Here is a 12,337-nt window from a genome sequence, read left to right as displayed (position 1 = left end):
AGATCTCTTGTACGGGTCGCCGACGTGTGAAGTACGCACCAGGGCGGGGAGGCCGCACCGTATGCACCCCAGGAATCGGCAGCGCAGGAACGCGTCCGCCATGAAACTCGTCGGCAAGCTGGTCGGCCTGTTCCGCGCCACGGCGGACCTGACCCAGGCCCAGCTCGCGGACCGGGCAGCCGTACAGGTGGAGACGATCGCCTCCATCGAACAGGGCCGCCGCGCACTGCTGCCCGACCTGGCCCGACGCCTGGACGCGCTGCTGGACACGAAGGGGGCGCTGGAGACGGCGGTGGACAACATGCCGGAGGTGGACCTGATCCCGGCTTGGGCGGAGCAGTACATGGATCTGGAGCGGGAGGCGTTCGTCCTGTCGTTCTTCGCGAATCAAGTCCTGCCCGGCCTGCTACAGACGGAGAACTACGCCCGAGCCGTCTTCACCAGCAGAGTTCCGGCCTTCAGCGAAGAGGAGATCAGCGGCCTGGTCGCAACCCGGCTGCAACGTCAGGAGCTGCTGCACCGGAAGACACCTCCCACCATCAGCTTCGTGCTCTCCGAAGCCATCGTGACCGCCCAGCTCGGCGGGCCGGAGGTGCACCTGGAGACGCTGCGCCATCTCCGTGGTTGCGCTGAACTGCCGGGCATCGCGCTACAGGTCATCCCGCTCAGTCGTCGGTCACACGCCGCTCTCGACGGGCCCTTCATCCTGCTCGAAACGCCGGACTACCAGCACCTCGCGTACACGGAAACCCAGCGCGGCAGCCAACTGATCGCCGATCCGGACGAGGTCAGCATCCTCTCCCAGAGGTATGCGATGCTGCGGACGCAGGCTCTAGACACCGAGGACACCAGGAGCCTGCTGGACCAGCTCCTAGGAGACACATGAGCACCGAACTCAACTGGCGCAAGTCCAGCTACAGCGGCAGCGACGGCGGCGAGTGCATCGAAGTCGCCGCACACCCCGCCGCCGTCCACGTCCGCGACTCCAAGAACCCCGAGGGCCCCACCGTCACCGTGGCCCCCACCGCCTGGTCGGCCTTCGCCGCGTTCGCGGCCCGGAGCTGACCGGACGGGCAGGCGTTCAGGGGGCTTTGAGCAGATCGCGAAGCTCGGCGACGTAGGTACGCACGTCCCGTTCGGCAGGCAGTTCGGCGGGGACCTCCGGCACCCCCTCATCCGGCTGCCTACAGACGCGGCAGAGGCCATCAGGAAGGGCCTCCGCGCGGCCGGGCACGCCGCACTTGGTGCACTCCATCATCACCCGCCGGACCGGCGTACCAGGTGCGGGCGGCACCGGGGTGACGGACACCTGGGGCGGGATCTTGCCCGTGAGACGGCGGCGGACGAGGCCGACCGGCGAGTCGACCCGGGCGGGAAGCCCGGCGACGAGGGCCCGGACGAGGTAGTCGGCGTCCACTCCGCGCGTGAACCACTCGGCGGCCAGCGGCTCCAGGACCGCACAGTCGGCGGCGGAGAGCGCCAGCCGGGCATCAACGCGGCCGAGCTGCGCCAAGGCCGCGTAAGCGGGTGAGTGCCCTTCTGTGACCGGCTCCGGTTCCTGCGCCCTCTGCTCGGGCACGACCGGGGCTGCGGCAGGGGCAACAGGGGCAACGACCGCCACAGGCTCGGGCACGGCTGCCCGCTGGACCTCGGCAGCCATCAACGCACCCCACCACTCGTTGTCGCGCGCTGTGCGGGACCAGAACGTGCGGAAGACCCAGCGCACTTGCCCGCCCTCACCGGTCACCAGGCAGCGCACACGGCGCAGATACCCGGCGACGGACAGGGCTTTGAGGGCCGAGCCGACCGCCTGCTGACCGTAGAGCGGCAACTGCTTCGCCAGCCCCTTGACGTCCATGGCCGCGCCCTCGGGAAGGTGGTCGATGAACCCGGCGATGTTCCGCTCCCGCAGCGGCAGCAGCATGAAGTCATCGGCGCAGCGCGGCTGTTGGTCCGGCGCGGATCGCTTGCCGTAGCCGGGACCGGCCATCGGATACGGGCGCGAGGAGGCGGGGGCGCTCGGGGCGGAGCTAAGGTGCTGGATAGCCACGGGATCGCTCTTCTCGATCTTGGGGTGAGACCCCGGCCTGGTGTTGCTAGCACCGCGTCGGGGTCGTTCTGTTTTCCGCACCGTAAGCAGTCGCCACACTCCGCTGCAAGTCGGTCACGATTAGTCATACTTGCTGATCGTGACGGGTCAGGGAGGTCGGGGAGGTTTACCCAAACCCTCTTCTACCTACCGGGTAAAGAAGGCGCTCGGATCCCGAAGCCCGTATCCCGCCGCCCGGGTCCCGAAGCTCAAGCATCGGGCCCGCGCTACCGGAAACGTCCCCCGGAAGAGTGACCACACCCCTCCCGAAGCTCGCCCCTCGAACCCCGGCGCCCGAACCCCGAGCTTCGGGCACCGGGGTTCACGCCATCGCCTCCGCGTCCGTGACAGCCGGAAGCGGGCCACGACCTCTCGTGACCCGCCTCCAAGACTCCGTGCCCGGCGTCAGCGCCCCAGCTTCCGCGCGACCTCCGTCGCCCAGTACGTCAGGATCATCCGCGCACCCGCGCGCCGGATGCCCGTCAGGCTCTCCAGGATCGCCGCGTCCCGGTCGATCCAGCCCTTCTCCGCGGCGGCCTCGATCATGGCGTACTCACCGCTGATCTGGTACGCCGCGACCGGCACGTCCACCGCGTCGGCGACCTTGGCGAGGATGTCCAGGTAGGGCCCGGCGGGCTTGACCATGACCATGTCGGCGCCCTCCTCCAGGTCCAGCGCCAGCTCGCGCAGTGACTCCCGGATGTTCGCCGGGTCCTGCTGGTACGTCTTGCGGTCCCCTTGGAGCGAGGAGCCGACGGCCTCGCGGAACGGACCGTAGAACGCCGAGGAGTACTTCGCGGTGTAGGCGAGGATCGACACGTCCTCGTGGCCCGTCTGGTCCAGCGCGTCGCGGATCACGCCGACCTGGCCGTCCATCATGCCGCTGGGGCCCACCACATGGGCGCCCGCGTCGGCCTGGACCTGGGCCATCTCGGCGTACCGCTCCAGTGTGGCGTCGTTGTCCACACGCCCGTCCTCGGTCAGCACCCCGCAGTGGCCGTGGTCGGTGTACTCGTCCAGACAGAGGTCGGACATGATCACCAGGTCGTCCCCGACCTCTTCCCGCACCGCCCGCAGACCGACCTGGAGAATGCCGTCCGGGTCGGTCCCCGCCGTGCCCCGCGCGTCCTTCTTCTCGTCCAGCGGGACGCCGAAGAGCATGATCCCCGAGACACCGGCCTCAACCGCGTCGACGGCGGCCTTCCGCAGCGTGTCCAGGGTGTGCTGCTGGACACCCGGCATGGCCGAGATGGCGACCGGGGCGTCGATGCCCTCGCGCACGAACGCGGGCAGGATCAGGTTCGCCGGGTCGAGCCGGGTCTCGGCGACCATGCGCCGCATGACGGGGGTCGTCCGCAGCCGGCGGGGCCGCGAGCCGGGGAAGTTTCCGTAATCGGTCATCCTTCGAGACTAGACCCGTACACATCACCGGTTTACCGACAGCCCAGCCGGAAAAAACAAGGCCGGGTCCGACCGCCCTGACACGGCACCGGACGGAAAACACGTCGACAGCACCCCCGGGAACCCGGCAGAGTGCCCGCCCGTGACGAGCAGCGAACTGTGGGACCACGCGACCGCCGACCGCTACGACACCGAAGAGGCGCCGAGATCCACCGCCGCCTTCCTCGGACCGACCCTCGACTTCCTCGCCGGACTCGCCGGTGACGGACGGGCCCTGGAGTTCGCCATCGGGACCGGCCGCGTCGGCGTCCCGCTCCGTGAACGCGGCGTACCCGTGACCGGTATCGAACTCTCCGAGCACATGGCAGCCGTACTACGACGCAAGATCGACCAGGACCGGCTCCCGGTCACCGTCGGGGACATGGCCACCACCATCGTCCCCGGCACGTTCTCGCTGGTCTACGTCGTCTACAACACCATCTCGAACCTGCTCACCCAGGACGAGCAGGTCGAGTGCTTCCGCAACGCCGCGCGCCACCTGGAACCCGGCGGCCGGTTCGTCGTCGAGCTCGGTGTGCCACCGCTGCGGCTCCTGCCACCCACTCAGACCGCGGTGCCGTTCGACGTCTCCGAGCGGCACCTCGGCTTCGACACCTTCGACCTGGTCGAGCAGCTCCTCGTCTCGCACCACTTCACCCGCGAGGAAGACGGCGGCTACCGCCGTGGCAGCTGCCGCCAGCGGTACGCCTGGCCGGCGGAACTCGACCTCATGGCGAAGATCGCCGGGCTCCAGCTGGAACGCCGGGTCGCCGACTGGGAGGGGACACCGTTCACCCAGGACTCCGGCGGCCACATCTCGGTGTGGCGCAAGCCGGTCTGAGGCCGGAGGACCCCGGAACCGCCCGCGCGCGGGTACGCGAAGGGCCCGGCCGCTTCCCCCGAGGAAGCGACCGGGCCCACGAATCCGCTGCCCGCCGGATCAGGTCGTCGTCCGGCGACGCCGCGCACCAGGACGCCGCTCGCTCGGCCGGGTCACCGGGTCACCGGCCTCCTTGGCCGCGTCCCGGCGCTGCGCGCCGAAGTCCGCCAGCGCCTGGGCCAGCTTGTGGACCGACGGCTCCGGGGACAGGACGTCGACCCGCAGGCCGTGCTCCTCCGCGGTCTTCGCCGTGGCCGGGCCGATGCAGGCGATCACCGTCACGTTGTGCGGCTTGCCCGCGATACCGACCAGGTTGCGGACGGTCGAGGACGAGGTGAAGAGCACCGCGTCGAAACCGCCGCCCTTGATCGCCTCGCGGGTGTCGGCCGGCGGCGGCGAGGCGCGGACCGTGCGGTACGCGGTGACGTCGTCGACCTCCCAGCCCAGCTCGATGAGCCCGGCCACCAGGGTCTCCGTGGCGATGTCGGCACGCGGCAGGAACACCCGGTCGATCGGGTCGAAGACCGGGTCGTACGGCGGCCAGTCCTCCAGCAGACCCGCCGCCGACTGCTCACCCGACGGCACCAGATCCGGCTTCACGCCGAAGTCGATCAGCGCGGCACCGGTCTGCTCGCCGACGGCCGCGACCTTGATCCCGGCGAAGGCACGGGCGTCGAGCCCGTACTCCTCGAACTTCTCCCGCACGGCCTTCACCGCGTTCACCGAGGTGAACGCGATCCACTCGTAGCGGCCCGTGACCAGACCCTTGACCGCGCGCTCCATCTGCTGGGGCGTGCGCGGCGGCTCGACGGCGATCGTCGGGACCTCGTGCGGCACGGCACCGTAGGACCGCAGCTGGTCGGAGAGCGAAGCCGACTGCTCCTTCGTACGCGGCACGAGCACCTTCCAGCCGAACAGCGGCTTGGACTCGAACCACGCGAGCTGGTCGCGCTGAGCGGCGGAGCTCCGCTCCCCGACCACGGCTATGACGGGCAGGTGCCCGTCCGGCGACGGGAGGACCTTGGCCTGCTTCAGGACCTGGGCGATCGTCCCGAGGGTCGCCGTCCAGGTGCGCTGGCGGGTCGTCGTACCGGCGATCGTGACCGTGAGCGGGGTGTCGGGCTTCCGCCCGGCCGAGACCAGCTCACCCGCGGCCGCGGCGACCGAGTCGAGCGACGCGGACACGACGGCCGTCGCGTCACTCGCGCCGACCTCGGACCAGCAGCGGTCCGAAGCCGTCCGCGCGTCGACGAAGCGCACGTCGGCGCCCTGCGCGTCACGCAGCGGCACACCGGCGTACGCGGGTACACCGACCGCGTTCGCGATGCCGGGCACGACCTCGAAAGGCACGCCCGCGGCAGCGCAGGCGAGCATCTCGGCACCCGTGTTGCCGTCCAGGCCGGGGTCGCCCGTGACGGCACGCACCACCCGCCTGCCGCCCTTCGCTGCCTCCATGACAAGATTGGTGGCATCCCTGAGGACGGGTACTCCAGCGGGTGTTGACGCCATGTCAACAACCGTCATCTCAGGCGTGCTTACCCCTGCCCGCGCGTGGCAGCGAACGACGTCGAGGACGTCCGGTTCGGCTACAAGGACGTCCGCGCTCGCAAGCGCCTCGACGGCGCGCAGCGTCAGCAGTCCGGGGTCGCCGGGACCGGCGCCGAGGAAGGTGACATGCCCTGAGGACAGGACAGGGAAGTCGGATACGACAGGGCCGGTGGGGCTCAAAGTGCTCGCTCCCCCATAAGACCGGCCGCACCCTTGGCGAGCATCTCGGCCGCGAGCTCGCGACCGAGGGCCGCCGCGTCGTCGTGCGACGTGGGGACGGGACCGGTGATGGACAGCTGCACCAGGGAAGTACCGTCGGTTGAACCGACGACACCGCGCAGGCGCAGTTCGTTGACAACCTGCCCTTCGGCCAGGAGGTCGGCCAGCGCACCTACAGGTGCGGAACAGCCGGCCTCCAGGGCGTTGAGCAGGGCGCGCTCGGCGGTCACGGCGACCCGGGTGTACGGGTCGTCGAGCTCGGCGAGAGCTGCGGCGAGGTCAGCGCTGCTTTCAGCGCATTCGACCGCCAGTGCTCCCTGGCCGGGAGCGGGCAGGACGGTGTCGACCGGCAGGAAGTCGGTGACCTCGTCCGTGCGTCCGAGGCGGCTGAGCCCGGCGGCGGCGAGTACCACCGCGTCCAGCTCCCCGCTTCGTACAAAACCGATGCGCGTATCGACGTTGCCGCGGATCGCGACGGTCTCTATCTCGAGGCCGTGCGAGCGGGCGTACGCGTTGAGCTGCGCCATGCGGCGCGGCGAACCGGTGCCGATGCGGGCACCGGGCGGCAGCTGCTCGAAGGTCAGCCCGTCCCGCGCCACCAGTGCGTCGCGCGGGTCCTCGCGCTGCGGCACGGCGGCGAGGACGAGGCCCTCGGGCTGCGTGGTCGGCAGGTCCTTGAGCGAGTGGACGGCGAAGTCCACCTCGCCGCTCAGCAGCGCCTCGCGCAGCGCGGCGACGAACACACCGGTCCCGCCGATCTGCGCCAGGTGCTCCCGGGAGACGTCCCCGTACGTGGTGATCTCGACGAGCTCGACGGCACGCCCGGTCACCTCACGGACCGCGTCGGCGACCATGCCGGACTGCGCCATGGCGAGCTTGCTGCGCCGGGTGCCTAGCCGGAGGGGTGTGGTGCTCTCCCCGCCCAGGGGTGAGTAGTCGGTCATGACCGCCCTCGATTCGGGTCGTTCAGGTCTGCCCGTGAGACGGCGGCCACCGTCTGCGGGTCGAGGTCGAAGAGTTCCCGCAGCGCATCGGCGTATCCGGCACCGCCGGGCTCGCTCGCGAGCTGCTTGACCCGCACGGTGGGCGCGTGCAGGAGTTTGTCGACGACGCGGCGCACGGTCTGCGTGATCTCGGCGCGCTGCTTCTCGTCCAGGTCGGGGAGGCGTCCGTCGAGCCGCGCGATCTCGCCGGCCACCACATCGGCGGCCATGGTGCGCAGGGCGACGACGGTCGGGGTGATGTGCGCGGCACGCTGCGCGGCTCCGAAGGCGGCGACCTCGTCGGCGACGATGGTGCGCACCTGGTCCACATCGGCGGCCATCGGGGCGTCCGCGGACGCCTCGGCGAGCGACTCGATGTCGACGAGGCGCACACCGGCGACGCGGTGGGCCGCTCCGTCGATGTCACGCGGCATCGCGAGGTCGAGCAGGTGGAGCCGGGCCGGTCCGGTGGCCACGGGCCGGGCGGGCGTCCGGCGCACGGCCCGGTCCTGCGCGGCAGCGGTGGCGGTGGCGGATCCGTTCTCCACCCACGCCGCGTGCTGGTCCAGCTCGTCGGGCAGCGCGGCGGCGGGAGCCTCGGGCGCCTGCGCCGCACTGTCGAAGTCGGCGCCGAGCGCGGCGGCGACGGCCTCGGCCGTCAGGACGAGGCCCGTCGCGCCGGTACAGGACACGACGACATCGGCACGTGTCAATTCGTCCGCGACCCCGGTCATCTCCACGGCCCGCGCCGTCGGGACACCTGCCTGGCCGAGGATCTCCGCGAGCCGGTCGGCACGGGCCCGGGTCCGGTTGGCGACGACGATCTCGGCGACGCCCGCACGGGCCAGGGTGGCGGCGGCGAGCGAGGACATCGAGCCCGCGCCGATCACCAGCGCGCGCTTCCCGGCCGCCCACCCGGTGACGTCGGCGCCGTCCGCCAGCTGCTCGAGACCGAAGGTGACCAGCGACTGGCCGGCCCGGTCGATCCCGGTCTCGCTGTGGGCGCGCTTGCCGACCCGCAGGGCCTGCTGGAAGAGGTCGTTCAGCAGACGCCCCGCGGTGTGGAGCTCCTGCCCCACCGCCAGCGCGTCCTTGATCTGGCCGAGGATCTGGCCCTCGCCGACGACCATCGAGTCCAGCCCGCACGCCACCGAGAAGAGGTGGTGGACGGCCCGGTCCTCGTAGTGCACATAAAGATAGGGAGTGAGCTCGTCCAGCCCGACCCCGCTGTGCTGCGCGAGCAGGGTGGACAGCTCGGCGACACCCGCGTGGAACTTGTCCACGTCCGCGTACAGCTCGATGCGGTTGCAGGTGGCCAGGACGGCGGCCTCGGTCGCGGGCTCCGCGGCGAGGGTGTCCTGAAGCAGCTTCGTCCGGGCATCGGCGGCCAGAGCCGCCCGCTCCAGCACGGAGACGGGGGCACTGCGGTGACTCAGCCCTACGACCAGGAGACTCATGCCGGCATCACGGCGGGCATGTCCCCGTCAGGTCCCTTGCGGCCGGCGGGCGTCGCACGCATCGGCGGCGCCTCGTCGGTGTCGGAGTCCACGGCCGCCCTGCCGTCGGCGGCGGCCTCCTCGCCGGCCTTGCGCTGCTCGTGGAAGGCGAGGATCTGCAGCTCGATCGAGAGGTCGACCTTGCGCACGTCGACACCGTCGGGCACGGAGAGCACCGTCGGCGCGAAGTTCAGGATGGAGGTGACACCCGCGGCGACGAGCCGGTCGCATACCTGCTGCGCCGCGCCGGGCGGGGTGGTGATGACACCGATGGACACACCGTTGTCGCTGATGATCCGGTCCAGGTCGTCGGTGTGCTGCACCGCGATCCCGGCCACCGGCGTCCCCGCCATCGCGGGATCTGCGTCGATCAGGGCCGCGACCCGGAAACCACGCGAGGCGAACCCGCCGTAGTTGGCGAGGGCGGCGCCGAGATTACCGATGCCGACGATCGCGACGGGCCAGTCCTGGGTGAGCCCGAGCTCGCGGGAGATCTGGTAGACGAGATACTCGACGTCGTACCCGACACCACGCGTGCCGTAGGAGCCCAGGTAGCTGAAGTCCTTGCGCAGCTTGGCGGAATTGACCCCCGCCGCCGCGGCGAGCTCCTCGGAGGAGACCGTCGGGACCGAGCGCTCGGAGAGCGCCGTCAGCGCTCGGAGATACAGCGGAAGTCGGGCGACGGTGGCCTCGGGAATTCCTCGGCTACGGGTCGCCGGTCGGTGAGTTCGGCCAGTTGCCACGGTGCTCCTGCGGGATGAGCGGGGCTGCAGGCGGCCGGATGTCCTATGACCGCCCCGTCCACTGCAGGCTATGTCTTTGTGAACGCGTGCACAAAGATAGTGTCCGTTTTGTCTGGTCAAAGTGACCGGGGTCACGCATATTCCCTGCGCGATCCCGGAACCAGGGACGTCACCGGCCCGTTGCAGGCCCGAAGGGGGCAAGACCGTACACACTCCTCATGTCCACGCCCCCGAGACCACTCAAAACGCCCACGATGTTAACCGGGATTCGCCGAGGAAGCCCCCTCACGCACGCAAGGCCGTGCGCAGCCGCGCCGGGTCCACCCGCCAGAAGGTGTGCTGCTCGCCGTCGATCAGGACCACCGGGATCTGCTCCCAGTACTCCTGGTGCAGCGCCTCGTCCCGCGTGATGTCCTTCTCCACCCAGGACGCGCCGGTCTCCTCGCAGACCGCGCTCACCACCAGCCGCGCGTCGTCACAGAGGTGACAACCGGGCTTCCCGACGAGGGTCACCACCCGGTCCGCGGGCTTCTTCTTCGTACGACGCAGCAGAGCACTCATACCTTCATTCTGCGCCTCCCGCCGAACCCGAACGGGCCTGGCGGGTGCGCGGAATCACCCGTTTAACGCCCCGGTTCCGGAGAGTTCACACCGCCGCATCCCGCCGGGTCGGGAAGAGACGGACCGAATGGCTATGCTCACGGCATGGCCGCTCTTGGATGGCTCACCCCCCGCAGGCGCCCCGCCACGGCACGCAGCGTGCTCGCAGGCGAGGCCGCAGCCGAGGCCGCGCAGAAGGCGGCGCTCGCGACCGGCACGGAAGAGCTGCCGGCCACCGCCGAAGAGGCCCTGGAACCCCCGTTCCCGGTGGCCGGGGACACCCGCGCCGCCGCCTTCTTCGACCTCGACAACACCGTCATGCAGGGCGCCGCGATCTTCCACTTCGGGCGCGGCCTGTACAAGCGGAAGTTCTTCGAGCGCCGCGAACTGACCCGGTTCGCCTGGCAGCAGGCCTGGTTCAGGCTGGCCGGCGTCGAGGACCCGGAGCACATGCAGGACGCGCGTGACAGCGCCCTCTCCATCGTCAAGGGCCACCGCGTCTCCGAGCTGATGTCCATCGGCGAGGAGATCTACGACGAGTACATGGCCGACCGCATCTGGCCCGGCACCCGCGCCCTGGCCCAGGCCCACCTCGACGCGGGCCAGAGGGTCTGGCTGGTCACCGCCGCCCCCGTGGAGACCGCGACGATCATCGCCCGGCGCCTGGGCCTCACCGGCGCCCTGGGCACCGTCGCCGAGTCGGTCGACGGCGTCTACACGGGCCGGCTGGTCGGCGAACCCCTGCACGGCCCGGCGAAGGCCGAGGCGGTACGCGCCCTCGCGGCGGCCGAGGGCCTGGACCTGGAGCGCTGCGCGGCGTACAGCGACTCGCACAACGACATCCCGATGCTGTCCCTGGTCGGCCACCCGTACGCGATCAACCCGGACTCCAAACTGCGCAAACACGCCCGCTCGCTGGACTGGCGGCTGCGCGACTACCGCACCGGCCGCAAGGCCGCCAAGGTCGGCATCCCCGCCGCGGCGGGCGTCGGCGCCCTGGCCGGAGGCACGGCCGCGGCCGTCGCGCTCCACCGCCGCCGCCGCTGACCCCTCCCCCGGCCCCTCCCCCGCACACACCGTGGCTCCGTACGGCACCTCCGTACGGAGCCCCGGCGCGTGCGGAGCGGCGCGCCCGGAGACGTACACCCGACCGAGAGCGGAACACCGGGCGGTACACCCGTCGCTCCGGCCAGTCGCGTTGCGTTCCGACGACCACAACCCGTCGTCACCACTTGCAGATCTCGAAGGCATTCGATCAATAACTGTTCACGATATGCCACTTGATCCGTCACTTAGAGGTTACGGAAGCGACGTAATCGGTGATTTGAGCAACTGGGTGTAGCAACGCCTGTACGAAGCGTTATTCTCCTCAGACGCACAAGGAGCCCGCCACCCGCTACCACGAGTGACGGTTCTCGAACTGCACGTGATGGAAGCTCTGCCTCTGGGAGTCCCGTGTACCCACACGTCGGGGTTGACACCTCGGGCCTGGCTACGCTCCGCGCAACGGTCCTCGACCTCTTGCGCGGCTTCGTCCCCACCGCGTACGCCGTCCCCCAATTTGCCACCCCTGTACCTGCCGGCCCTTGCTACGCCCTGGCCGAACGCAGCGCGGCCGTCGGAAGACGCGGCAACCGCGCCGCCACGACTGCCGCGTCGTCGGCTCCGGTCCGCCGGCCCACAGCCGACAGCGACAGCGCGCGCATGATGGATCTCGTCGAGCGCGCGCAGGCCGGCGAGGCCGAGGCCTTCGGCCGCCTGTACGACCAGTACAGCGACACCGTGTACCGGTACATCTACTACCGCGTGGGAGGCAAGGCGACGGCGGAGGACCTCACCAGCGAGACGTTCCTGCGCGCACTCCGCCGCATCTCCACCTTCACCTGGCAGGGCCGCGACTTCGGCGCCTGGCTGGTCACGATCGCTCGGAACCTGGTCGCCGACCACTTCAAATCCAGTCGTTTCCGACTGGAAGTGACCACCGGCGAAATGCTCGACGCCAACGAGGTCGCACGGAGCCCGGAGGACTCCGTCCTGGAGTCCCTCTCCAACGCCGCGCTCCTGCAAGCCGTCCGACGACTGAACCCGCAGCAGCAGGAGTGCGTGACCCTGCGGTTCCTGCAGGGGCTCTCGGTCGCCGAGACCGCCCGGGTCATGGGGAAGAACGAGGGTGCGATCAAAACCTTGCAGTACCGAGCCGTGCGCACGCTCGCACGACTTCTGCCGGACGACGCCCGCTGACGTCACCATCCGTGACGTGTTCGTGACACACCGATCGGATCATCCTCAGTCCGTAACCCAACTGCCGCGCCACTCGTTGTGCCGGATGCAGGCCCCCT

General features: G+C 70.4%; 12 protein-coding genes. 5 read left to right on the top strand and 7 right to left on the bottom strand.

The window, feature by feature from the left end; all coding sequences use genetic code 11:
* The first annotated feature begins 61 nt into the window (after positions 1-61).
* Complete coding sequence (locus tag LWJ43_RS18180; protein ID WP_277333285.1) at positions 62-886, top strand: helix-turn-helix domain-containing protein; 825 nt, start codon at positions 62-64, stop codon at positions 884-886.
* Positions 883-1,065 carry a DUF397 domain-containing protein gene (locus tag LWJ43_RS18175; protein WP_277333284.1) on the top strand — a complete coding sequence of 61 codons (183 nt, stop codon included), beginning with the start codon at positions 883-885 and terminating at the stop codon, positions 1,063-1,065. The genes LWJ43_RS18180 and LWJ43_RS18175 overlap by 4 nt, the downstream gene beginning before the upstream one ends.
* Before the next feature lie 16 nt (positions 1,066-1,081).
* On the opposite strand, the gene LWJ43_RS18170 is transcribed toward LWJ43_RS18175, so the two are convergent.
* Entirely contained in the window at positions 1,082-2,050 is a 969-nt protein-coding gene (locus LWJ43_RS18170) for a MarR family transcriptional regulator (RefSeq protein ID WP_277333283.1), read from the bottom strand.
* A gap of 444 nt (positions 2,051-2,494) precedes the next feature.
* Positions 2,495-3,490 carry a porphobilinogen synthase gene (gene hemB / locus LWJ43_RS18165; protein ID WP_277333282.1) on the bottom strand — a complete coding sequence of 332 codons (996 nt, stop codon included), beginning with the start codon at positions 3,488-3,490 and terminating at the stop codon, positions 2,495-2,497.
* 142 nt (positions 3,491-3,632) lie between these two features.
* On the opposite strand from hemB, the gene LWJ43_RS18160 reads away from it, so the two are divergent.
* Entirely contained in the window at positions 3,633-4,370 is a 738-nt protein-coding gene (locus tag LWJ43_RS18160) for a class I SAM-dependent DNA methyltransferase (protein WP_277333281.1), read from the top strand.
* 99 nt (positions 4,371-4,469) lie between these two features.
* Here LWJ43_RS18160 and LWJ43_RS18155 read toward each other — a convergent pair whose 3' ends face one another.
* The 5 genes from LWJ43_RS18155 to LWJ43_RS18135 all read right to left on the bottom strand — a co-directional run bounded on the left by LWJ43_RS18155 (position 4,470) and on the right by LWJ43_RS18135 (position 9,959).
* A complete protein-coding gene (locus LWJ43_RS18155; protein ID WP_277333280.1) occupies positions 4,470-6,137 on the bottom strand; it encodes a bifunctional uroporphyrinogen-III C-methyltransferase/uroporphyrinogen-III synthase in 1,668 nt (555 codons plus the stop codon).
* Positions 6,134-7,120 (bottom strand): hydroxymethylbilane synthase, encoded by a 987-nt coding sequence (hemC, locus tag LWJ43_RS18150; protein WP_277333279.1) that lies wholly within the window; start codon positions 7,118-7,120, stop codon positions 6,134-6,136. Before hemC ends, LWJ43_RS18155 begins: the two co-directional genes overlap by 4 nt.
* Complete coding sequence (locus tag LWJ43_RS18145) at positions 7,117-8,616, bottom strand: glutamyl-tRNA reductase (RefSeq protein WP_277333278.1); 1,500 nt, start codon at positions 8,614-8,616, stop codon at positions 7,117-7,119. The genes hemC and LWJ43_RS18145 overlap by 4 nt, the downstream gene beginning before the upstream one ends.
* Positions 8,613-9,398: a redox-sensing transcriptional repressor Rex gene (locus LWJ43_RS18140; RefSeq protein WP_277333277.1), complete on the bottom strand. Its 786-nt coding sequence runs from the start codon at positions 9,396-9,398 to the stop codon at positions 8,613-8,615. Before LWJ43_RS18140 ends, LWJ43_RS18145 begins: the two co-directional genes overlap by 4 nt.
* A 285-nt stretch (positions 9,399-9,683) precedes the next feature.
* Entirely contained in the window at positions 9,684-9,959 is a 276-nt protein-coding gene (locus LWJ43_RS18135; protein ID WP_277333276.1) for a glutaredoxin family protein, read from the bottom strand.
* Positions 9,960-10,103: 144 nt separating this feature from the next.
* Here LWJ43_RS18135 and LWJ43_RS18130 point away from each other — a divergent pair, with 144 nt between their 5' ends.
* On the top strand, positions 10,104-11,045 hold the full coding sequence (locus LWJ43_RS18130; RefSeq protein WP_277333275.1) for an HAD family hydrolase: 942 nt from the start codon (positions 10,104-10,106) through the stop codon (positions 11,043-11,045).
* A 408-nt stretch (positions 11,046-11,453) separates the two neighbouring features.
* The gene (locus tag LWJ43_RS18125) at positions 11,454-12,239 is read left to right on the top strand and encodes an ECF subfamily RNA polymerase sigma factor, BldN family (RefSeq protein ID WP_277333274.1); all 786 of its coding nucleotides are present in this window, start codon (positions 11,454-11,456) and stop codon (positions 12,237-12,239) included.
* Positions 12,240-12,337: the final 98 nt, after the last annotated feature.

The sequence above is a fragment of the Streptomyces sp. JH34 genome (genome assembly GCF_029428875.1).
GTDB lineage: Bacteria > Actinomycetota > Actinomycetes > Streptomycetales > Streptomycetaceae > Streptomyces.
This window is presented reverse-complemented; position numbering and strand designations above follow the sequence as displayed.